We start from the raw sequence: 21,417 nt of genomic DNA on the forward strand, positions 1-21,417 counted from the left end.
CATCAGGCGGTGACGCCATCCTTGTCGCGGGTCGGGCCTGCCGCGGCGGCGGTCAGCCGGTAGGAACGCACGACTGCCAGCAGGCACGCGGCGACCAGTGCGGCCGCCCAGCCGACCACGGCGCGCAGCGGCCCGCCCGCCGTCACCCCTGTCTCCACTCCCCGCGGCGACACGTGCCCCTCCGGGTCGTAGACGACGGCGAGCGCATCACCCGGCCGGGTCGCCTGTCCGCAGCCACGCCAGATGCGGACCCTGAGCGGGACGCCGCCCTGGTCGGCCACAGAACACAGGTATCGGCCCTGGCCGGCCGCACCGCCCTCGACGGATGTCACCACTACGGATTCCACCCTCCCCCGCTCCGCGAGCACCACGCCCGCGGCAGCCTGCGGGACCTGGAGCGCGAGGCACACCGCCAGAACGGCGACGAGCCCGACCAGTGCCCGGCCTGCGCGCATCACGCCCAGGTAGAGGACGAGGGCCACGGCGCAGACCAGGCCGACCTCACCGGCCGCGAGCGCAGGAAGCCCGTACCAGGCCCCGGCGACCCCGGTGCCGACGATGGCCACCACCCCGAGTCCTCCGGCCAGGAGCCCTTCCCTGACCAGCCACCACGGCGGCAGGCCGACGAACTCCGCAGGACCCCACACCGAGCTACGCAGGTGGGCCATCAGGTGCCGCTCCGCCACAGGCAGGGGTCGGCGCACTCGGCGCATGCGCGTGTCCACCTCCAGTCCTGTCCCGTGTCCTGCCACCGCATCCTGGCGTCACAGATGGGCGATCAGCATTGCCCTCGGCCGGACACACACACGCGGCCCGTGTTGCCGGTATCCGGCAGCCGGGCCACGTCTTCGCGATTCCCTTGCATTATGCAAAACGTGTGGAGGCTGGAAAAGTGGCGCCCCTGTCCACCATCCGCCATGCGGACGGCGAGTCAGGCGTCTCGCGCCGCCGCGACATCCATCGCCCAGCCCAGCGGGTGCGGTTCGGTGTCGTCCCATGCCGGGGCGAGGGGCTCTCCCCCGGCCTCGTTGAACGCGGCCAGAGCCTCGATGAGCGCCGCCCGCCGCTTGGGGGCGAGCCGTTCGACGATCGTGGCGATCTCGGCCCGGCGCCGGGCGGTGACGTTCTCGACCGTACGGCGCCCCTCATCGGTCAGCCGCAGCAGGGTCTCCCGACGGTTGTCCGGGTTGGTCTGCCGGTCCGCGAGTCCGGCCGCGATCAGCCGGTCGACCATGCGCATCGCGGTGGACGGCGCGACGCCCAGCAGGTCGGCGAGTGCGACCAGCTTGGTGACACCCCGGGTGTGCAGGACCACCAGCATCCGGAACTGCGGGAGCGTCACTCTCTCCTCGACCTCGGCGAGGGAGCGGGCGGAGACCGCCACCAGCAACCGGGACGCGGTCAGCACCGCCCGGGTCACCGCATCGACATCGTCCATCGCCCCTTCGGGGGTCGTGCGCTCCGCCATGGCTCCTTTCTACCGCGCCGAAGGCGCTGCTCACTCACGCCATGGGAACAGATTTTCCTTCCCCATGACCGTGGTAGCGCAACAGGAGCATCGCGGCGTCGTCGCGGGGCGGGCCCGCAGCATGCTGCGCGAGGTCCGCGCGCAACGCCTCCAGGGCACGGTGCGCGTCGAACTCCTTCAGCAACTGCGCCCGATCGCCGAGCGGGTAGAAACGCCCTTGATCGTCGCGGGCTTCGGTGACACCGTCGGTGTACAGCAGCAGCTGCTCGCCGGGGGCGAAGTCCGCCCGGTACGGCTTCGGGCCCTCGCCTCCATGGGCGCCCAGGCCCAGCGGCAGGGCGAAGGCAGGCGGATGCGGGAAGTCGACGGTGCCGTCCCGGCGCACCAGCATCGGAGCCGGGTGGCCGTAGTTCAGCAGTACCGCCTCGTGATCCGAGCCGATCTCGGCCAGGATCGCGGTGACGAACTTCTCACCCTCCAGCTCGCGGGCCACACTGCGCTCCAGACGCTCACCCAGACCCACCAGGTCAGGCTCGTCGTGCGCCGCCTCCCGAAACGCACCAAGGACGACCGCCGCCGTCTCCACCGCCGCCAGTCCCTTGCCCTGCACATCCCCCACGATCACCCGGATGCCGTGCGGCGAGGCCACCACCTCGTACAGGTCGCCGCCGATCCGCGCCTCGGCAACGGCCGAGGTGTACGACACCGCCGCCTGCAGCGGGCCCGCGGTCAGCGGCACCGGCCGTAGCAGCACACGCTGGGCGACCTCGGCGATCGACCGCACACTGGCCAGCTCCACTTCCCTGCGCGAGCGCATCACGGCCGCCGTGATGCCGACGCCGGTGACGCCGGCCACCGCTGCCAGCGCGGTGTATCCCCGACGCTCCTCGAACAGACCGTCGTACAGCCCCAGCCCCACACACAGCACCAGCGCCACCAGCCCGAAGACGGCCGTACGACGCCACCCGCCGACCAGGCCGGAGAAGGCGGGTCCGAGCGACACCAAGGGCAGGAAGCCCACCCCCGGCCCCGCGACGACGTCCGCGACCGCCACCACCGCCATCACCACAACGGGCATGGAGGACAGCACCGTCGACGTCGACGGCGGCTTCGTATCGGTCATGGCGTACTCCAGCGGTTCGAGGCGCTCAAGAGTCGCCCCTCACTTCCGTGGGCACGCCTCCCCCTCACCTTTAGACTATGCAAAGGTGGCTCGCCTGACACGGCTCTCAACCGTGGTCCTTTACCCAATCGAGTCCGAGAGCCGACATTTCCGCCCACCACCGGAAGGCAACGATGGCACCCAGAGACACCGCATCCCGCCACCCTCGACTCCCCGCCGGATGGCGGCGCCTGGGGTTTCGGTTGCCGATCCTTCTCTTTCGCGCGGGGCTCGGGCCGCTCTTGGGAAGACGACTGCTTCTGCTGCACCACACCGGCCGCCTGACCGGCCTCGACCGTCGGGTCGTCCTGGAGGTCGTGTCTCACGATGCGGTGAATGAGAGCTGGATCGTCGCCTCCGGCTTCGGGGCGCGGGCGGACTGGTACCAGAACCTGCGGCACCAGCCGAAGACCCTCATGCAGGTCGGCAATCGACTCTACGCCGTCACCGCCCACTTCCTCTCGCCCGACGAAGGTGCCGACATCATGGCGGACTACGCCCGGCGTCACCCTCGAACGGCCGTCCGCCTCTGCGCCTTCATGGGCTTCCCATCCGACGGAAGCGAGGCGTCGTCTCGCGAGGCGGGTCACTCCATCCCCTTCGTGCGACTCGACACCGCCCACGAACTCCATGGACACGGGCCCGGACAGGCGTGACGCCCGGACCGTCATCCGCGGCGGCCACATCCCCTCAGACCGCGGCGACACCCTCCATGCCGAACTCGGCGAAGGCGGGCAATCCAGGGGCGACGACCTGTACCGGGCGCAGTCGAGCACTTGCCAGTGCATCGGCTCGTACCCGTGGACCTGGAACACGCCACGGTGTCCGTTGCCCATTACCCGCGGGACGAGCAGGACAGGGCGGTTTCGCTTCCGCGTCAGGCTCTCGGGAGAGCTCCGCCTGCTTGGGAAACGGCCCGAACGACTAGAAATCTCATTTTGCACTGTGCAATGATTGGGCCCGGGGGTCGAGCCGACGGTCGTTTGCCGTCCGGCGCCCAGGAGTGACACCGGCAAGGTAACGCGGCACGGGACGGCGTACTGGCCGTCGGCGGGCCCCTCTTTCACCGTCCCATGGCTGACTGACCTCTGGGTCGAACGGCCCGTCCTCGGCGGATCGGGGCGGCCCACCCTGCGTCGACCTCATCCGCGCAGGAACGCTTCGCTCGGCACTCGGCCTGTGGACAAGAGGGGAAAAGGCAACGGTGACCATGCATGGAGGGGGCGGCGCCCCAACTCCCGAAGAGCCCGACGGCACGTGGTACGTCTCCGACGAGGTCTGGCTCAAATTCCTCTCGGACACTGAGAGCGCCAGCCGCGCGTCCGCTCCCAGGGAAGCCTCTGCGCGGGAGCGCGCGCCAGGGTGGCCCGACGCCGCGGCACCGGGCACCTCGGGCCGACGGACTCAGCACCGAGATCCGGCGAACCGCCGAGCGGACACGGTCGGCGACCTGTGACAGCCGTCAGAGGTGGCCCGACCGGCTTGGCGGGACCTCGACAGCCGAGGCAGACTCCGACGCGTCGGCAGCCTGATCACCACGGCCGTCGCGATAGCCCTTGCCCTGACCGTCTGGTCCCAGCTGGCCACCAGCGCGGGAACGCCGCACGACGGGCCGGGCGATATCACCCTGCGGCAATCCGAAGAGGCTCCTGACGAAGTACCTGCGGCACCTGCCTTCCCGACCGGACGGGTCTCACCGGAGCCCTCGTCGTAGACCCCGCCGACTCGGGTCGTCGCCCGCCCGACGGAGGCAACGCGAACGAGAGAACCGCCGGTCCAGTCCAGAACTACGGCGCGGAGGCGTCCAGGACTTGAGATGGGGCGACGTCCGAAGTGCGGGTTCCCGGCTGTGCCCTTGACCGGATCCACCGCATTTCTCCACCGAACTCCGCATGAGAGGGGCGGACGGCACCGAACCATGGCACGATGCAAAAGTGCCCCGCCGCACGCCGCCCTCGCTGGGCCTCGGCAGGGCTGGAGCGCCGGGAAGCCTGGTCGGCACGGAGGAAGTCCGTGTGCCGAGAGGGGCGGCCTTGTCCACCATCCACGTCGCGCTCACTCGGGCGATTCGCGTCGAAGGAGCCCTCGGCGCCGTCCTCGTCGACTACGTCAGCCGCATGCCGCTCGGTTCCATGAGCCGCCGGAAGAGCCTCGACCTGACCCGCGCCGCCCACGGCTGCACCGACATCGTGCGCGCCCATCTCTCCGCGCTGAGCCAGTCGGGGCACCAGCCGGAGCAGATCGAGGACATCCTGGTCACCTTCGTTGGCGAACTCCACCTCATCCGTCCCCTGACCCGGCGGACTCACGAAGGGCTCTTCCTCCTCCTCGTCCTCGACCGCGAACGCGCGCACCTGGATCTCGTGCGCAAGGAACTCCGAATCATCGAAGCCCTGTTGTGAGATCTGGCAGCGCTCATGTGATGCCCGTCCGAGCTGGTGAATCTCACTCCATTGCGCCCCCGCCTGCTATCGACGCGGCGCAGCGCACCGCCGTCCGGCAGATCGCCGTACTGTCCACGATCGGCGCCGAAGCCGCTTCGCACACGGTACTCACAGGCGGCACAGAGGCCACCGCCTGCTGTGACGCCGGCTCCGTCCCTGCCCTCGTTGCCCAGCCACTCGGCCAGGCCGAACTGACCCAGGCTGCCTGAGACCGCGTCCCCGGAGTCGGTCTGGTGGCGCCGGGCCCGCGCTCCCTGCCCCCGCCCGGCGCACCAAGCCCCTGCCACTACCGGCACCGCCAGGCAACCCCACGTCCCCGGGCGGCTCACGGCGTCCCGACGGCATGCACCATGCAGAGGGAGCCAATACACCGCCCGAGAAACACTGCTGGGAGGCGCTCTCCCCGGTGGGAGAGAGACGAGCGCTCGAAAGGAGGGTGGCTCCCCGGCCAGGACCACATCGCGAACCCAGCCTTGGGCAGGTAGCGGTGATCGTCTTTGCCACCGAACAAGTCTGCGAAACCTTGCGCCGCCTCCTGCAGAACAGCGCCACGACGCGGCCCTCTTGTTGGCGCACTGGCATCCCACATAACAAGCGAGTTCGCCCAGCCAGCCGGGCGGCATCAGGTCCGGCAGCGCGCGACGGCTCGGTCCGACTGATCGGCCATGACCTCCGTGACGTTGGACAGTCGACGACCGGAGAAGCCGGCCGCGGGCGACCACGTACGACTGGCGCTCCCCTCCAGGCTCGCAGCGGCCCCGCTTCGGCCACCTCGACCGGTTCCCGCCCCTCCGACCTCCGCGTTTCGTAAGGAGCAAGGACCGATAAGCCCGACTTCCTTTCGTAGGGTGAGAGCCGTGACCATCGACCCCGATCACAGGAAGCTCGCGGCCGGGCCGGCTCGGTACCGAGCCGCGACGCACCGATGACCACGCCGCCGGCGGCCTGGGCAGCCGCCGACCCGTACGCCACCGCCCTGCGCGCCGGCCGTGGGCCGTTGTTCCTGCGTCGCGCCGACGGCTGGTTGTTGCCCCTCGACGTCGAACGCTGGTGCGCGCGCGCCGACCCGGTCGACCTGGACGTACTGGACCGGTGCGAGGGCGCCGTGCTGGACGTCGGCTGCGGCCCCGGGCGCCTGGTCGCGGCACTCTCCGCCCGCGGCCGGACCGTCCTCGGCATCGACGTCAGCGCGACGGCCGTCCACCGTGCCATGCGGCTGGGGGGCGAGGCACTGCGGCGGTCCGTTTTCGATCCCTTGCCCGGCGAGGGTCGCTGGGACACCGTCCTGCTCATGGACGGCAGCATCGGCATCGGCGGGGATCCGCGCGCCCTGCTGGACCGGGTGGCCGGGCTTCTCTCCCCCGGCGGTCTGTTGATCGCCGAGACCGCTCCGGTGGACGTCGACGAGCGCGTCGAGGTGCAGGTCGTCGATGTCGTCGACAGTCCCATGTCCGACGGCGCGTTCCTCTGGGCGCGGCTCGGCACCCCGGCCCTGCTACGGCACGCCCCCCGCACACGGTGGACTGCCGTCGCTCACTGGACGGCCGGCGGCCGCTGCTTCGCCGCCCTGCGCAGCCGCAGCGCCAGCAGCAGCGCCGAGCCCGCGAAGAGCACGGCGGTGATCAGCAGCCATCGGGTGAGAAAACCGTCCGAGGACAGCCCGGTTCCCAGCCGGTAAGCCTGCTCCACCCTCCCGCTGATCAGTGGGAACCACACCAGCAGGAGCAGTCCGGAGAAAGCTGCGGGGACACGGACGTACATCACCCACTCCCGGTGACCTGTCACGTCGAGGCCTCGTACGACGGCCCGGTCCGCCATCGCGTACAGCGGCAGCAGGACGAGATCGTGCAGCAACGCCGCCCCCACGAACCACACCGCCACCGCGAACCAGTCGTCGGCGAGTAGGCGAACGCCCGCATAACCGGCAAGGGCGAACGAGGCGGCGAGCAACAGAATTTGGAACGGACTTCCGACAGGAATCCGCGGTCGGCGCATCAGAGGTCTCCGAACGTCATACGGGCAACCCACTTGGCGTTCAGCACGGTGCAGGGTGAGCAGGGAGTGCGGGTCAGCGAGCTGGTTGTCCGCGCCACCGCTGGTCGGAGGACGACGCCGAGCACCGAGGTCAACCACGGACCGCGCAGAGGACTGCGCCAGAAGCCCGGCGAGGAAGGTGACCGTGTCATGGCTCGACCGTAGGTCCGGCACACCCCGCGAACGGGCCACCGACCCACGTCGAAACGCTGACATCCGGCCCGGACGGCCGTATCTCGCGCGTCGCCCGGCCTAGCGTTCGGATGTGAACCGCCCCCTCCTACGCGATCTGTACGCCGTCCTGGCCGCCGCTCTCCTCGTTACGGCGGCCGCGCTGGTCGGACAGCACATCCAGCACTCCCGCCACACTCTGTTCGTCAAGTGGCCACCACTGCTGGCTGCCTGGGACCCGCACGTCGGTCCCGGCACCCCGGCAGCCCTGGTCGTGGCAGCCGCCGGTGTCACATACGGTCCCGTTCTCGCCGCCCGGCTGCCCTGGCGGGCCCTGCTCGCGACCGCCTGGGCGACGGCAACGGCCTGGATCACCTCTCTCGCCCTGATCGACGGCTGGCAGCGCGGCATCGCCGGCCGGCTCACTGCCCGCCACGAATACCTCCGTGTCATCGACCGCTTCGACGACATCCCGGCCACCCTGCGGGACTTCACCCACCACATCCTCGTGGAATCACCGGACAACTGGCCCGCCCATGTCGCCGGGCACCCTCCGGCCGCGCCACTCACCTTCGTCCTCCTCGACCGTATGGGCCTGCGCGGCGGGGGGTGGGCCGGGGTGTGGTGCATCGTGGTCGGCGCGACGGCATGCGTGGCCGTGCTGGTCGCGGTACGGGCGCTGGCCGGCGAGAGCCTCGCGCGACGCGCGGCCCCCTTCCTGGTCCTGTCTCCGGCCGCGGTGTGGATGGGGGCCTCGGCCGACGCGTACTTCGCGGCGGTCGGGGCATGGGCCGTGGCGCTGCTGGCGCTCGCGGTCAGCGGGCGGTCGTTGTGGTGGGCAGCGGGAGCTGGACTGCTGTTCGGGCTCACCTGCTATCTCTCGTACGGCCTCACACTCCTCGCGCTGATCGGCGCGGTGGTCCTGCTTCTGGGCCGACGGCGTGTACGAGAACGGCCGGTGCTGCTTGCCGCGCTGGTCGCCGGTCTGGCCGTGGCGCCCATGGCCTTCACGCTCGCCGGGTTCGACTGGTGGGAGGCCTACCACCTCCTGGTCAGGCGCTACTACCAAGGCGTGGGCGGCATCCGCCCCTACGGCTACTGGGTGTGGGCGAACCTCGCCTGCACGGTCCTGATCACGGGTCTGGCGACGCCACCGGCGTTGCGGCGGGCTGGTGCGGTGCTGGTTCGGCGGCACACCGAACCTCCCGCGCATGTCCGCCTCGCCCTTCTCGTGTCGGCGGCCCTCCTGGCCCTGCTGGTCGCCGACCTGTCCGGCATGAGCAAGGCGGAGACAGAACGCATCTGGCTCCCGTTCGCGGTGTGGCTGTTGCCGGCCTGCGCGTTCCTCACCGGACCCCGCGCCTGGCTCGCCGCCCAGGCAGTACTCGCCCTCCTCCTCAACCATCTGCTGCTCACCGGGTGGTGACGCCGGGCTGGAGCGGGGAGGGTGAAGCCATGAGGATCGACGTGACCGCCGAGCGGGTCGTCCCGCTGCCGCGCGAGCAGGTGGCCGCTTACGCCATGGACTGGCGGCACGACGTCGAGTGGACCCAGGGAATCCGCACGGCCGAACTGACCAGGGAGGCGGAGGGCGGAGGTTTCGGCGTCGGGGCCGAGGTCACGCGGACGGCCCACTTCCTGGGCCGCCGCATCGACTATGTGCTGCGGGTCGCCGCGTACGACCCGCCCGGGCTGCTCGACATGGTCTCGGTGGCAGGCCCGATGCCGATGCACGTCACGTACAGCTTCGAGCCCCACCCTGACGGCACCCTCGCCCGCATTCGTGTCCGAGGCGGAGAAGGCGGCTTCTACCGGATCGCCGCCCCACTGCTCGCACGCCAGGTGCGGGGCAACCTCGTCAAGGACCTGCGCGACCTGCAGGCACGGCTAGTGAAACAGGGGTGAGACGAGGGTGGCATACGATGAAGGACTCGCCGTGCGGATCCGGGAACGGCTGGGCGCGGACCCGGAGATCAGCGAGAAACGCATGTTCGGCGGCCTGGCCTTCCTCTACCGCGGCAACATGGCCGTGGGCGTCACCGGCGACGACCTCATGGTCAGAGTCGGTCCGGAGGCGACAGACGCGGCGCTGACACGATCAGGAGCACGGATCTTCGACATGACCGGTCGCCCGATGCGCGGCTGGATCGTGGTGGACGGCACCGCGGTCGCGGAGGACGAGGCGCTCGGCGCCTGGGTAGACGAGGGACGCGCCTTCGCTGCGGGCCTGCCGCCCAAGTGAGGCGGGGACATGATCATGGACGGCATATCTGTCCAGGCCTGACGAGCATGCCGTCCGCGTCGACAGACCTCCGTCGCCGCAGGCAACCTGACCAGCACCCCAACACGTCTGACGCCCCACCAGGCCGAGCGTCGGATCAGCCTCCCGAGTGTTGGCGCACGGCGACGCGATCGCCGTGGGCCGCGGCGGAATCCACCAGGAACGTGGCGAGGTTGGTCATGTCGGCTGTCTCCTTGGGGTCGTCCCGGCCTGCGACGCGGCATTCCGGCGGCGGATCACGTCGCGCGGGGTGACCCCCGCCAGGGCGTCGTCGGTACGGGGGCGGTGCGGCAGGGCCAGCCACAGCCGCAGCAGGTGGCGCTTGAGTTCGGGCCGGTCGTGGTCCTCGAACTCCGCCCGCGCGTGCATGATCGTGTGAGTGTTGAGCAGCAGCAGATCGCCGGGGCGGAGGTCGATGTCGAGCCGGAACTCCGGCGAGCCCGCCACGTTGTCGATGAGGTCGAACAGCTCCACGTCGGCGGGTTCCAGACGCGGCACCTGAGGGAAGCGCTGGGCGGATTCCAGGTAGCAGCGGTTGTAGCGCATGCTCAGTGCGCCGCCTCTCCGGACGGCGAGCGAGGCGGCGGCGTACGGCGGCTCCTCGGGCGCATGCTCCTCGCGACGGTCGAAGAAGTACGTGCGGTACAGCCGCTCGGCCAGATCGGGGCGGCCGGCCAGCACCGTGTCGTGGACCACCGCCGCGCTGACCAGGGAGGTGCGGCCCCCGGTGCGGGGTCCGCGCAGGGACAGCAGCGCGAGCAGGTCGGCGCCGTCGGTGTGGAACGGCAGCGCGGCCCGGGTCTGGTAGCCGCGCGCCGCCGGATCGGCCAGGCTGCGGCCGGTGTCCCTGACATGGCCGAGCAGGTGCCCGTCGGCGTTCTGCGGGACGGGCCGGCCCAGGTACTGACCCAGGCCCCACAGGACCGTACTCGCGGCCGGCTCGCCCAACTCCTCGACCGGGATGCCCTTGACGAGCACGAACCCCCGCCCGTGCTCCAGTACCTCGGCGATGCGTCCCAGCTCCTGGGCGAGCGTGGGCAGCGGGAAGTCGGCGGCTGTCACCTTCAGCAGGGTGCGGTCACGCCTGCGCGCCTCCGTCACGGCGGAGTCAATCTCGGCCAGCTGGTGCGGTGAGAGCCGTACGGTCCACTGCTCGGGGTCGTTCGCGAGATTCCCGCCACGCCACACCGAGGGCCCCGAGCAGGGCGCGTGCGCTGCCTCGCCTGTCTCCGTCATACCGGTCATGTGCGCCTCCGTACCATCGGGCGTTCACCGGCCCGGCGCGGTTGCCATACGTGGACCGGGCCGGTGAACGGGCGCCATGCTAGGTTGCGCATCCCCGCCCCGCTTGTCCTGGCGTGACATGAGACTTTTCATTTCGGGACGACGCCGGGACAGTCCTGGAGTGTGCCCATGAAGCCCCTGGTCCGCACCGCAGCCCTCAGCGGCTATGTCGAGCTGTGCCGCACGCTGGGCATCGACCCGCAGGCGCTGATGAAGCGCGTGGGCCTGGACACCGCCGCCCTCACGGTCCAGGACCGGTGGATCTCCGGCGCGGCCGCCGTCCAGCTGCTGGAACTGTCGGCGACCGCCTCGGGGCACGACGACTTCGGCGTGCTGATGGCGGAGTTCCGGCGCTTCTCCAACCTCGGCCCCGTCAGTCTGGTCGTCCGCGAGGAACCCGACGTGCGCAGCGCCTTGGGCCTGCTGATCCGTCATCAGCACATGTACAACGAGGTCCTGCACGCCCGGCTGTCCGAGGGCGACGGGCTCGCCACGCTGAAGGTCGACCTGCAGATCGGCGAGGCGATGGAGGCCCGGCAGGCCACGGAACTCGCCGTCGCCGTCTTCCACCGGATCCTGCGCGGCTTCCTGGGCGCACAGTGGCAGCCGCTCTCCGTCTGGTTCAGGCACCCGGCCCCGGCGGACACCGCGACGCACCGGCGCGCGTTCGGGCCCATGGTGGAGTTCGGCCGCGAGTTCGACGGCATCGTCTTCTACTCCGACGACCTCGACGCGCCCAACGCGATGGCGGACCCGCTGCTGCGGGAGTACGCCCGCCAGTACTTCGAGTCGATCGTGGTCCCCAAGGACGACACCGTCGGGGACCAGGTGCGGGAGCTGATCGAGGTCCTGCTGCCGAGTGGGCGCTGCTCGGTCGAACAGGTGGCGCGCAGCCTGGGCGTCGACCGGCGCACCGTCCACCGCCAGCTGGCCTCCTCGGGCGTGACGTTCTCCTCGCTCCTCAACGCCACCCGCATGGACCTCGCGGAGCAGTTCGTCGCCAACCCGCGGCGCTCGTTGACGGAGATCTCCGACCTGCTCGGCTTCTCATCGCTGAGCGCCTTCTCGCGCTGGTTCAGCGAGCGGTTCGGGTGCAGCCCGAGGGCGTGGCGCAGCAGGCAGAGCCGGCAGAAACGCCCAGGTCAGGACTGATACCCGAGGCGGGACGGAATCGACAGCGGTCGCGCCATGCGCTCGGCACACCGCCACGACGTCCCCAAATGGCAAGTAATCCGTCCCCGATGGTCAAGCGATCAGCGATCACCCGCCCTACCTTGGCAGGACCGCAGAGACGCGGTCGACCGCCGGAGGAGTCGGTGGACTTCCCCTGTGCACCTCTCCTCCGGACCTGGTCGAGCGGACCGGGGGCCGTCCTGGGCCCCTGTCCCACGGTTTCCCGCATCGATCCTCGCCGGACATCTCGGCCCCTCGCATCGCCCATCGCACATCTCACCGGCGATGCCCCGGCGGATGATCACCGATCGCACAAAGGAGACGGACCGTGCACTTCCACGACGACTCACTTTTCCCGGAGAACCAGGAGAAGCTGGTGATCCAGGCCGCTCCCTACGGGCCGGAGTGGCTGCCCGGAGACGCCGACGACCTTCCCCTGACGATGGACGAGCACGTCCAGGCGGCCGTCGACTGCTACAACGCCGGCGCGACCGTGCTCCACATCCATGTACGTGAGCTCGACGGCAAGGGCTCCAAGCGGATGTCCATGTTCAACGAGCTGCTGGGCCGGCTGCGCGACGCGGTGCCGGACATGGTGCTGCAGATCGGCGGCTCGATCTCGTTCGCCCCGGAGGACGAGGGCAGCGAGGCGAAGTGGCTGAGCTACGACACCCGCCACCTGCTGGCCGACCTCACCCCCGCGCCGGACCAGGTGACGATCGCGATCAACACCAGCCAGATGAACATCGTCGAGATCATGACCGACGACGACCTGGAGGGCACCTCGATCGCGAAGCCCGAGTACTACAAGGCCTACCGCGACATGGTCGTCGAGGCGGGCCCGGACTTCTATCTGGAGCACCTGAAGCGGCTGCGCGCGAACGGCATCCAGCCGCACTTCCAGCTCGCCACGCTGGCCCAGCTCGAAACCGTGGAACGGCTCATCCGGGCCGGCATTCACACGGGTCCGCTGATCCTCAACTACGTGGCCATCGGCGGCGGTTTCGCGGGCCGTCACCCCGCCGACCTGATCGAGTTCGTGCGCCGCACCCCAGACGGCGCCGTACTCACCATCGAGAGCTCCATGCGCGCGGTCGCTCCGATGAACGCGATCGGCATTGCGCTCGGCGTCCACGTGCGCGTGGGCAACGAGGACAACCTCTGGCGGCGCAAGGGCGAGCGGATGACCACCGTCGAGCAGATCGAGCAGATGGTGCAGATCTCCGAGGCCCTCGGCCGCGACATCGCGACCGGCGCCGAGGCCAAGAAGATCTACCAGCTCGGCGAGTACTACTCCGACGCCGACGAGACGCTGGCCCGCCTCGGCATGGTGCCCAACCGCCGTCCCGGCCGGCGCGGCTTCATGCTGCGCGACGCCTGATCGCGGCACGGAACCACCGGCGCCCCATCCCCTCCCCCACCTGTCACGAACAACGGAGCACGTCCATGGCTCACGCCATTCGCTTCAAGGAGACCGGCGCTCCCGACGTCCTGCGCTGGGAAGAGGTCGTCGTCGGCGACCCCGGCCCGGGCGAGGTACGGATCCGGCACGAAGCCGTCGGACTCAACTTCGCCGACACCTACTTCCGCAGCGGCCTGTATCCCGCGCAGCTGCCCGCCGGGCTGGGCGTCGAGGCGGCAGGGGTGGTCGAGGCGGTGGGCGAGGGCGTCACCCACGTCGCCGAGGGCGACCGGGTGACGTACACCGGAAGCCCGCTCGGCGCCTACAGCACGCAGCGGGTCATGCCCGCCGACTCGCTGATCCGGCTGCCGGACGGCATCGGCTTCGAGACCGCCGCCGCGATGACCATGCGCGGTCTCACCTCCGCGTATCTGCTGCGCAGGATCCACCCGTTGCAGGCCGGCGACACGATCCTGCTGACCGCGGCGGCGGGCGGCGTCGGCCTCATCGTCTGCCAGTGGGCCAAGCTGCTCGGGCTGAGAGTCATCGGCACCGTCTCCACCGAGGAGAAGGCCGAGACCGCCCGCGCGCACGGCTGCGACCACGTCATCCACTACCGGCGGGAGAACGTGGCCGAGCGGGTGCGCGAATTGACCGACGGCGCCGGGGTCCCGGTCGCCTTCGACAGCGTCGGCCGGACCACCTACGCCGCCTCGCTCGCCTCACTCCGGCGCCGCGGTCTGCTCGTCTGCTTCGGTACGGCCTCCGGGCCCGTGCCGCCCATCGACGCTATGCAACTGGCCGTCAGCGGCTCCCTGTTCGTCACCCGGCCGGCGCTCGCCGACTACATCGCCGACCCGGCGGAACGGGCGGAGCTGGCGGGCGAGCTGTTCGACCACGTCGCCTCCGGCCGCATCGTCATCGAGGTCAATCAGCGCTACGCGCTCGAGGACGCCGTAATGGCGCACCGCGAGCTGGAGTCGGGGCGGACCACAGGATCGTCCGTCTTCGTCCCCTGAGCCCCCGCGGGACCATCCCCGCCAACCTCTCCTGGAGAAGCACGATGGAGAAGACTCTCGCTGCACCGCAGGGCGCGCCCACGCTGGTGCGCGCCCACTCCCGCGGCTCGATCAAGGTCGAACCGCTGACCTGCACGATCGGCGCCGAACTCACCGGCGTGGACCTCGGCGATGCCTCGCGCGACGACGAGCTGTTCGCCGAGATCAGGGCCCTGCTCCTGCAGTACAAGGTTCTGTTCCTGCGGGACCAGGACATCACACGCGCCGAGCACGTCGCCTTCGCCGGGCGTTTCGGCCCGCTGGAGGATCACCCGGTGGCCGGCAGCGACCCGGACCACCCCGGCCTGGTGCGGATCTACAAGGACCTGGACAGCCCGGCGGAGCACTACGAGAACGCGCTCCACACCGACGGCACCTGGCGCGGGAACCCCTCCATGGGCGCGGTACTGCGCTGCATCGAGTCGCCCCCGGTGGGCGGCGACACGATCTGGGTCAACATGGCCGAGGCCCACCGCCGGCTTCCGGAGCACATCAAGACCCAGATCCAGGACCTGCGGGCCCGGCACAGCATCGAGGCCACCTTCGGCGCCGTCATGCCGCAGGAGAGGCGTCACGCGCTCAAGGCTCAGTTCCCCGACGCGGAGCACCCGGTGGTGCGCACCCACCCCGAGACCGGCGAACAGATCCTGTTCGTCAACGCCTTCACCACGCACTTCGTCAACTACCACACACCCGAGAACGTGCGCTTCGGGCAGGACTACGCCCCCGGCGCGGGCCTCCTGCTGAACTACCTGATCAGCCAGGCGGCCGTCCCCGAGTACCAGGTGCGCTGGCGCTGGACACCCAACAGCGTCGCCATCTGGGACAACCGCTCCACCCAGCACTACGCCGTCCAGGACTACTGGCCCGCCGTCCGCAAGATGGAGCGCGCCGGAATCGTCGGCGACAGACCGTTCTGACCCTTCCCTCTTCTTTCCAAAGCGTCTTCCACAGCAGCTTCCCTTCCACAGCAGTTGAGGTGATGACAATGGGGTTTCTCACCACTGCGGAACCCACCCCGGGCAGAACCGCATCCGGTTCCTCGGAGTGGCCCGGCTCCCGGCGCTACGCCTGGGTCGTCTTTGCACTGAGTTTCGGACTCCTGCTCTCGGACTACATGTCCCGGCAGGTCCTCAACGCCGTCTTCCCGATGCTGAAGGCCGACTGGCTGCTCTCGGACGCCCGGCTGGGCTCCCTCAGCGGCATCGTGGCACTGATGGTCGGTCTGCTCACTTTCCCCCTCTCGCTGCTGGCCGACCGCTGGGGCCGGGTGCGGTTCCTGGTCATCGCGGCCACGATGTGGAGCCTGGCGACGCTCGGCTGCGCGGTGGCGGCGAGCTACGGCCAGATGTTCGTCGGCCGGCTCTGCGTCGGCGTCGGTGAGGCCGCGTACGGCAGTGTCGGCATCGCCGTGGTCCTCAGCGTCTTCCCGGGCGCGCTGCGGGCGACGCTGTCGGGGGCCTTCATCGCCGGTGGCGCCTTCGGCTCGGTCCTGGGCATGTCCATCGGCGGTGCCGTGGCCCAGGCGTACGGCTGGCGCTGGGCGTTCGGCGTGATGGGCGTCCTCGGGCTGGTGCTCGCGGGCGTCTACGCCGTGGTCGTAAGGGAGAAGCGGCTGAACCCGCAGAAGCCCGCAGCCGAGGAGCGTGCGGCTCTGCGTGTGCTCCTGCCCCGGCTGTTCTCCTCCGTCTCGGTGGTCAGCGCCTACATCGGCAGCGGTCTGCAACTGTTCATCGCGGGCGCCCTGATCGCCTGGCTGCCCAGCTACTTCAACCGCTACTACGACCTGCCCACCGCGAAGGCGGGCGCGACCGCGGGACTCTTCGCCCTGGTCATCGGAGTCGGCATGATCCTCGGCGGAATCGCCTCGGACCGGATCAGCCGACGCGCCCCGATCCACAAGTGGACCGTCGCCATCGGCTGCAGCGTGGGCTCCCTCGTCCTGCTGATGACCGCGTTCCGTCTGCCGGCCGGCCAGGCGCAGCTGCTGGTGCTGGCACTCGGAGCCCTGCTGTGCGCCGGAACGGCCGGGCCGGGGGCCGCGATGGTGGCGAACCTGACCCCCGCGGCCATTGCCGCGACGGCTTTCGCCACGCTCACGCTGGCCCAGAGCCTGCTCGGACTGGCCCCCGGCCCCGCGGTCACCGGCGCGCTCGCCGACCGGCTCGGTCTGCTCGGCGCGCTCCAACTCGTCCCGCTGGTGGCGATCGCGGCCACGGGGTGCTTCCTGACCGGCCGCCACCACTACGGCCGCGATCTGCGCCGTCTGACCGGGCTCGCCCCGGTGGCGGAGCCGAAGGAATCGGAGCCTGAGGAATCGGAGCCGTCCGCATGAGCCGTACCACCGAGCCGGCGATCGTGATCGTCCCCGGCCTGCGCGACCACGTGGAGGAACACTGGCAGACCCTGCTGGCGGCCCGGCTCGCCGAGGCCGGGCGAACGGTCCGCACCGTTCCCCCTCTGACGCGGGACCGGCTGAGCCGCATGGCTCAGGTCGCCGCACTGGACAAGGTGATCTCGGAGATCGCCGGGCCGGTCGTGCTGGTCGCCCACAGCGCAGGAGTGATCACCACCGTCCACTGGGCCCAGTGGCACGAGGCCCAGGTGCGGGGGGCGCTGCTGGTGACCCCGCCGGACTTCGAGCGGCCCCTGCCGGAGGGCTACCCCACCTCCGAGGTGCTCGACGACAACGGCTGGACACCGGTACCCCGCTCCCCCCTGCCCTTCCCCAGCATCGTCGCGGCCAGCTCGAACGACCCCCTGGGCGCCCTCGACCGCGTCGCCGAGCTGGCCCGGAACTGGACCGGCCGCCTCGTGGAACTCGGCGAGGTCGGCCACCTCAACCCCGCAGCCGGGTACGGCCCTTGGCCGGACGCCGAAGAACTGCTCCGCGAGCTCGAACAGAGCTGATCCCGTGCGGCCCTCGCGAAAGGCAACGATGGACACCGACACCCCCGCCGACCTGCTGTGGTCTCCCGGTCGCCGCGAGTTGGAGGACTCCAACGTCGCGTGCTTCATGGACTGGGTGAGCGAGACGCGGGGGCTGCACTTCTCCGACTACGCCGCACTGTGGCGCTGGAGCTCCACGGACCTGCCCGGCTTCTGGTCGGCGGTGTGGGAGTTCTACGGTCTGGACTCGGTCACCCGGTACGACGAGGTACTGCGCGACGCGTCGATGCCGGGCGCCGTCTGGTTTCCCGGCGCCCGGCTGAACTTCGCCGAGCGGTGCCTCGCCCAGGCAACGGACGCCCGTCCGGCGCTGGTCAGCGTGGCTGAGGGCGGCACACCCGTGGAGACTGCGTGGCGGGAGCTGCGCCGCCAGGTCGCGGATGTCGCCGCGGCCCTGCGCCGCATGGGCGTCGGCCCCGGCGACTGCGTGGCCGGATACCTCCCCAACCTCCCGCAGACCGTGGTCGCCCTGCTGGCCACCGCCGCCGTCGGCGCCGTATGGACGGCGTGTTCCCCGGACTTCGGCACGCCCAGTGTGCTCGCACGGCTCCAGCAGGCGCGGCCGGCCGTCCTCGTGGCCGCGGACGGATACCGCTACGGCGGCAAGACGTACGACAGGCGCCCGGAGGTCGCCGAGCTCGCGGACGGACTGCCCACGCTCCGTCACGTCCTCGCGGTCGACAACCTCTTCACGGCGCCGACCGAGCCCTGGTCGGCACGCCCCGGACTCGAACAGCACGCATGGTCCGCCCTGCCGGCCGCAGAAGCACCACTGGAGTTCGCCGACGTGCCCTTCGACCACCCGTTGTGGATCCTGTGGTCATCGGGGACCACCGGGATACCCAAGGGGATCGTTCAAGGTCACGGTGGCATCGTGGTCGAACTGCTCAAGGCACTCGGCCTGGGCGCGGACCTACGCCCCGACGACCGTTATCTCTTCCTCACGTCCACGAGCTGGATGGTCTGGAACTTCCTCGTCGGCGGGCTGCTGCACGGCAGCACGATCATCCTGTACGACGGCAGCCCCACCTTTCCGGACGTCAACGGGGCCTGGCGGATCGCGGAACAGACCGGTGCCACCATGGTCGGCGTGGGCGCGGCCTACCTAACGGCCGTCGAGAAGTCCGGGACGCATCCCGCCGCCGAGCTCGATCTGAAGCGACTGCGTTCCATCCTCCAGACCGGATCGTCCCTGCCGTCCAGCACCTGGCGGTGGGTCTACGAAAGGTTCGCCCCCGGCATCTGGCTGCAGTCGATCTGCGGCGGCACCGACGTCTGCTCCGTTCTCGCGGGCGGTTCCGCCCTGCTGCCCGTACACGAGGGCCGGATCCAGTGCCCCGCGCTCGGCGTCGCGCTGGCCTCCTGGGACCCCTGCGGACAGCCTCTGACGGGTGAACAGGGCGAGCTGGTGGTGACCGCGCCGCTGCCGTCCATGCCCCTCCACTTCGTCGGCGACCCCGACCGCACCCGCTATCGTGCCGCCTACTTCGACGTCTACCCCGGGATCTGGCGGCACGGCGACTGGGTCACGATCGACGCGGACCTCTCGGTCGTCGTCGCCGGCCGCTCCGACTCCACCCTCAACCGCATGGGCGTACGGATGGGTTCCGCCGACATCTACGCGGTGGTGGAACAGCTCCCCGGCGTCGCGGACAGCCTCGTCATCGGCGTGGAACAGCCGGACGGCGGATACTTCATGCCGCTCTTCGTCGTCACGGCTCACGGCATCACACTCGACGACGGACTGCGCGAACGCATCACCGCGGCCCTCAAACGCCGCCTGTCCCCGCGCCATGTGCCCGACGTGATCGTGCAGATCCCCGCCGTCCCGCGCACGCTCACCGGCAAGAAGCTCGAAGTACCCGTCAAGCGAATCCTCCAGGGTTCCCCCGTCGCCGACGTCAGCAGCGCTGGATCGGTGACGCACTCCGAGATGCTCGCCTGGTTCGCGGACTTCGCCGCCCGTTCGGCCCCGGACGGATGAGCCCACCGCCCTCAGCTGTACCGGCTTCCTCGCATCGCCGCCTCCGGCAGCCGCACCGCGCCGATTCGGACCACGTTGCCCTGAGCAGACCTTCAGCCGAGCCGCACACGGTCGAGCGTCACTTGAGCGTCGAGAACTCAGCGATGTCCTGACACCGTCGCCGGTACGGTCGACGGCCTCCAGAAATCCGCACGCCGGACCGGCTCCGTGATCTCGTCGTCCGCTCGACCCGTTGCCAAGAATTCGTGCCGGGGTGCCACTGGTGAGTCCGACGCCGCAGGAAGTGTGAAGATCCCTATGAGCCTTGTTCCATTGCCCCAGCGCCTGCTCGGCCCAGATGGTCTTGCCTCGGGCGGCGTAGCGGGTTCCCAGCGGCCGGCGAGCTGGGCGACAAGGAAGAGTCCGCGGCCGCCCTCGTCCGCGGCATGGGCATATCGCAGGTGCGGGGCAGTGCTGCGCCCGTCAGAGACTTCGCATATCAGGGCTCGGTCACGGATGAGGCGCAACTGGATGGGGCCGGAGCCGTATCGGATGGCGTTGGTGACCAGTTCACTGACTATCAGTTCGGTGGTGAAGGTGAGTTCCTCCACGTTCCAGGTGCTCAGCTGCCTGCTTGCCAGGGTGCGCGATGTGGCGACTATGGCGGGGCCAGGTGGCAGAGTCCACGTGGCGACCTGGTCCGGGTCGAGGGCGTGGGGTCTGCGCCAGGAGCAGCACGACGTCTTCATCGTGCCGCGGTGACTCCCCTGCCTGGATGGCGGTCTCGCAGTCGTCCAGCGCTCGGAAGGGGTTGGCGAGGGCGTGGCGCAGGCGTGCCGGCTCTCGCTGCGGGGCACCCGCGTCGGCCCGGGCAAGCCCTTCGTTGTAGAGGGCGATGGTGGTGCCCTCGGGTAGCTCGAGTTCCAGGGTCTCGTACGACGGGGTGCCGCTGCCCAGCGGCGGCCCGGTGGGGACCTCCGGCCGCGTAGACGCAGGTTGCTCCGGCTGCCCGTTCCATGAGGGGCCTGTCCCTGGGTGCCTGGTCCGTGAACGTTCCGGCGACCAAGTCGTCGAGATGGGCCAGCAGCTCGTCGGGAGCCTTGTCCTGCGCGGCGAGGGTATGGACTGCGGTGCGCAGTCGTCCCATGACCGCGGCGGCGTGCATGCCGTGTCCCGGCACATGGCCCACCACGAGGGCCACTCGCGCCCCGGACAACGGCATGACATCGAACCAGTCACCGTCGGCGTGCTGCGAGAGGTGTCGCCAGGCCACCTCAACCGGGCTGAGATCTGGGAGAACCCGAGGCAGCAGGCTGCGCTGCAGGATGAGGGCGGCGTTGAGTTCCCGGGTGTAGCGCCGCGCGTTGTCGATGCACACAGCTGCCCGACCGGTGAGTTCTGTGGCGAGCGTGAGGTCGTCTTCGTCGAACGGGTCGATGGTCGTGGTCCGGTAGAAGCTGGCCAGGCCCGGCGCAATCCCACGGGCGGTGAGTGGCACCACCATCAGGGAGTGGGCTGCCCGTCCGATCAGCTCTTCTCGGTTCGAATCGTCCATGGGCCTCTCGGTGGTGGCTTCCAGATGCGGTACCAGGCAGGGGACCATCTCGGCGAGGTGCCGCGTGTGAGGGGACGAGTGGGGCAGGGTGGCCTCGCCTACCGTGGAGACCGACCGTGCCACCGTTGCTGCAGCAGGCTGGGAGGCCGCACGCCGAAGGACCGTCTGCGGGTCCATCGGTCCGGGCGGTGGCGCCTCGCCGCGGAGGACGTCGTCGAGCACGTCCACTGTCGCCATGTCGGAACGCCGCGCACGTACCACCACACACGGAACCCCCACCGAAACACTGCCGACGGAGGTTCCTCACATGTCACGCGCTATCACACTGCCCCTATGGCAGGGGCCCGTATGCAGGCCGACCACATCGTGCTAGGAGGTCGAAACGTCACAGGTCACGTCTAGCTGAGCGCAGCGCGCGGCACCGGGCGACGTGTAGCGCCACGGTCAGCTGTCAGGTCAGCGCAGCGACTCGG

General features: G+C 70.2%; 18 protein-coding genes and 2 pseudogenes. 13 read left to right on the forward strand and 7 right to left on the reverse strand.

Annotated elements, in window-relative coordinates:
- Positions 1–2: 2 nt before the first annotated feature.
- The 3 genes from ACFPQ9_RS39635 to ACFPQ9_RS39645 form a co-directional block, all read right to left on the reverse strand.
- The gene (locus ACFPQ9_RS39635; protein WP_380864294.1) at positions 3–668 is read right to left on the reverse strand and encodes a hypothetical protein; all 666 of its coding nucleotides are present in this window, start codon (positions 666–668) and stop codon (positions 3–5) included.
- A gap of 263 nt (positions 669–931) precedes the next feature.
- Entirely contained in the window at positions 932–1,468 is a 537-nt protein-coding gene (locus tag ACFPQ9_RS39640; protein ID WP_380864296.1) for a MarR family winged helix-turn-helix transcriptional regulator, read from the reverse strand.
- 34 nt (positions 1,469–1,502) lie between these two features.
- A complete protein-coding gene (locus ACFPQ9_RS39645) occupies positions 1,503–2,591 on the reverse strand; it encodes a PP2C family protein-serine/threonine phosphatase (protein ID WP_380864298.1) in 1,089 nt (362 codons plus the stop codon).
- Between the two features lie 173 nt (positions 2,592–2,764).
- Here ACFPQ9_RS39645 and ACFPQ9_RS39650 point away from each other — a divergent pair, with 173 nt between their 5' ends.
- The 3 genes from ACFPQ9_RS39650 to ACFPQ9_RS39660 all read left to right on the forward strand — a co-directional run bounded on the left by ACFPQ9_RS39650 (position 2,765) and on the right by ACFPQ9_RS39660 (position 6,752).
- Positions 2,765–3,286: a nitroreductase family deazaflavin-dependent oxidoreductase gene (locus ACFPQ9_RS39650; protein WP_380864300.1), complete on the forward strand. Its 522-nt coding sequence runs from the start codon at positions 2,765–2,767 to the stop codon at positions 3,284–3,286.
- 1,377 nt (positions 3,287–4,663) lie between these two features.
- Positions 4,664–5,032, forward strand: a complete 369-nt coding sequence (locus ACFPQ9_RS39655) for a hypothetical protein (protein ID WP_380864302.1) — start codon at positions 4,664–4,666, stop codon at positions 5,030–5,032.
- 967 nt (positions 5,033–5,999) lie between these two features.
- A complete protein-coding gene (locus tag ACFPQ9_RS39660) occupies positions 6,000–6,752 on the forward strand; it encodes a class I SAM-dependent methyltransferase (RefSeq protein ID WP_380864304.1) in 753 nt (250 codons plus the stop codon).
- 424 nt (positions 6,753–7,176) lie between these two features.
- On the opposite strand, the pseudogene ACFPQ9_RS44765 reads toward ACFPQ9_RS39660, so the two are convergent.
- Positions 7,177–7,308, reverse strand: a pseudogene (locus ACFPQ9_RS44765) (molybdopterin-dependent oxidoreductase); the annotation flags it as partial.
- Positions 7,309–7,373: 65 nt separating this feature from the next.
- Here ACFPQ9_RS44765 and ACFPQ9_RS39665 point away from each other — a divergent pair.
- The 3 genes from ACFPQ9_RS39665 to ACFPQ9_RS39675 are packed head-to-tail and all read left to right on the forward strand — an operon-like array spanning position 7,374 to position 9,521.
- Entirely contained in the window at positions 7,374–8,705 is a 1,332-nt protein-coding gene (locus ACFPQ9_RS39665) for a hypothetical protein (protein ID WP_380864306.1), read from the forward strand.
- Positions 8,706–8,734: 29 nt separating this feature from the next.
- Positions 8,735–9,184: an SRPBCC family protein gene (locus tag ACFPQ9_RS39670; RefSeq protein ID WP_380864308.1), complete on the forward strand. Its 450-nt coding sequence runs from the start codon at positions 8,735–8,737 to the stop codon at positions 9,182–9,184.
- A gap of 7 nt (positions 9,185–9,191) precedes the next feature.
- Entirely contained in the window at positions 9,192–9,521 is a 330-nt protein-coding gene (locus tag ACFPQ9_RS39675) for a TfoX/Sxy family protein (RefSeq protein ID WP_380864310.1), read from the forward strand.
- 216 nt (positions 9,522–9,737) lie between these two features.
- Here the strand turns inward: ACFPQ9_RS39675 and ACFPQ9_RS39680 are convergent, their stop codons facing one another.
- Positions 9,738–10,805: a TauD/TfdA family dioxygenase gene (locus ACFPQ9_RS39680; RefSeq protein ID WP_380864312.1), complete on the reverse strand. Its 1,068-nt coding sequence runs from the start codon at positions 10,803–10,805 to the stop codon at positions 9,738–9,740.
- 168 nt (positions 10,806–10,973) lie between these two features.
- Here ACFPQ9_RS39680 and ACFPQ9_RS39685 point away from each other — a divergent pair, with 168 nt between their 5' ends.
- The 7 genes from ACFPQ9_RS39685 to ACFPQ9_RS39715 all read left to right on the forward strand — a co-directional run bounded on the left by ACFPQ9_RS39685 (position 10,974) and on the right by ACFPQ9_RS39715 (position 19,410).
- Positions 10,974–11,996, forward strand: a complete 1,023-nt coding sequence (locus ACFPQ9_RS39685; protein WP_380864313.1) for an AraC family transcriptional regulator — start codon at positions 10,974–10,976, stop codon at positions 11,994–11,996.
- Positions 11,997–12,345: 349 nt separating this feature from the next.
- The gene (locus ACFPQ9_RS39690) at positions 12,346–13,398 is read left to right on the forward strand and encodes a beta-keto acid cleavage family enzyme (RefSeq protein WP_380864315.1); all 1,053 of its coding nucleotides are present in this window, start codon (positions 12,346–12,348) and stop codon (positions 13,396–13,398) included.
- A gap of 65 nt (positions 13,399–13,463) precedes the next feature.
- A complete protein-coding gene (locus tag ACFPQ9_RS39695; RefSeq protein ID WP_380864317.1) occupies positions 13,464–14,438 on the forward strand; it encodes a quinone oxidoreductase family protein in 975 nt (324 codons plus the stop codon).
- A 44-nt stretch (positions 14,439–14,482) separates the two neighbouring features.
- A complete protein-coding gene (locus tag ACFPQ9_RS39700; RefSeq protein WP_380864319.1) occupies positions 14,483–15,397 on the forward strand; it encodes a TauD/TfdA dioxygenase family protein in 915 nt (304 codons plus the stop codon).
- 68 nt (positions 15,398–15,465) lie between these two features.
- Positions 15,466–16,812 carry an MFS transporter gene (locus tag ACFPQ9_RS39705; RefSeq protein ID WP_380864321.1) on the forward strand — a complete coding sequence of 449 codons (1,347 nt, stop codon included), beginning with the start codon at positions 15,466–15,468 and terminating at the stop codon, positions 16,810–16,812.
- Positions 16,809–17,387: an RBBP9/YdeN family alpha/beta hydrolase gene (locus ACFPQ9_RS39710; RefSeq protein WP_380864323.1), complete on the forward strand. Its 579-nt coding sequence runs from the start codon at positions 16,809–16,811 to the stop codon at positions 17,385–17,387. Before ACFPQ9_RS39705 ends, ACFPQ9_RS39710 begins: the two co-directional genes overlap by 4 nt.
- Before the next feature lie 28 nt (positions 17,388–17,415).
- A complete protein-coding gene (locus ACFPQ9_RS39715; protein WP_380864325.1) occupies positions 17,416–19,410 on the forward strand; it encodes an acetoacetate--CoA ligase in 1,995 nt (664 codons plus the stop codon).
- A 137-nt stretch (positions 19,411–19,547) separates the two neighbouring features.
- Here ACFPQ9_RS39715 and ACFPQ9_RS39720 read toward each other — a convergent pair whose 3' ends face one another.
- Positions 19,548–20,000, reverse strand: a complete 453-nt coding sequence (locus tag ACFPQ9_RS39720) for an ATP-binding protein (protein ID WP_380864326.1) — start codon at positions 19,998–20,000, stop codon at positions 19,548–19,550.
- Positions 19,960–21,181 (reverse strand): annotated as a pseudogene (locus ACFPQ9_RS39725) (PP2C family protein-serine/threonine phosphatase). Before ACFPQ9_RS39725 ends, ACFPQ9_RS39720 begins: the two are co-directional and overlap by 41 nt.
- Positions 21,182–21,417: the final 236 nt, after the last annotated feature.

The sequence above is a fragment of the Streptomyces coerulescens genome, assembly GCF_042657965.1.
Taxonomy (GTDB): Bacteria; Actinomycetota; Actinomycetes; order Streptomycetales; family Streptomycetaceae; genus Streptomyces; species Streptomyces coerulescens.

Coding starts and splice junctions, on each gene's coding strand:
- ACFPQ9_RS39635 (WP_380864294.1), bottom strand. CDS start 668: ATGGCCCACCTGCGTAGCTCGGTGTGGGGTCCTGCGGAGTTCGTCGGC.
- ACFPQ9_RS39640 (WP_380864296.1), bottom strand. CDS start 1,468: ATGGCGGAGCGCACGACCCCCGAAGGGGCGATGGACGATGTCGATGCG.
- ACFPQ9_RS39645 (WP_380864298.1), bottom strand. CDS start 2,591: ATGACCGATACGAAGCCGCCGTCGACGTCGACGGTGCTGTCCTCCATG.
- ACFPQ9_RS39650 (WP_380864300.1), top strand. CDS start 2,765: ATGGCACCCAGAGACACCGCATCCCGCCACCCTCGACTCCCCGCCGGA.
- ACFPQ9_RS39660 (WP_380864304.1), top strand. CDS start 6,000: ATGACCACGCCGCCGGCGGCCTGGGCAGCCGCCGACCCGTACGCCACC.
- ACFPQ9_RS39670 (WP_380864308.1), top strand. CDS start 8,735: ATGAGGATCGACGTGACCGCCGAGCGGGTCGTCCCGCTGCCGCGCGAG.
- ACFPQ9_RS39680 (WP_380864312.1), bottom strand. CDS start 10,805: ATGACCGGTATGACGGAGACAGGCGAGGCAGCGCACGCGCCCTGCTCG.
- ACFPQ9_RS39685 (WP_380864313.1), top strand. CDS start 10,974: ATGAAGCCCCTGGTCCGCACCGCAGCCCTCAGCGGCTATGTCGAGCTG.
- ACFPQ9_RS39695 (WP_380864317.1), top strand. CDS start 13,464: ATGGCTCACGCCATTCGCTTCAAGGAGACCGGCGCTCCCGACGTCCTG.
- ACFPQ9_RS39700 (WP_380864319.1), top strand. CDS start 14,483: ATGGAGAAGACTCTCGCTGCACCGCAGGGCGCGCCCACGCTGGTGCGC.
- ACFPQ9_RS39705 (WP_380864321.1), top strand. CDS start 15,466: ATGGGGTTTCTCACCACTGCGGAACCCACCCCGGGCAGAACCGCATCC.
- ACFPQ9_RS39710 (WP_380864323.1), top strand. CDS start 16,809: ATGAGCCGTACCACCGAGCCGGCGATCGTGATCGTCCCCGGCCTGCGC.
- ACFPQ9_RS39715 (WP_380864325.1), top strand. CDS start 17,416: ATGGACACCGACACCCCCGCCGACCTGCTGTGGTCTCCCGGTCGCCGC.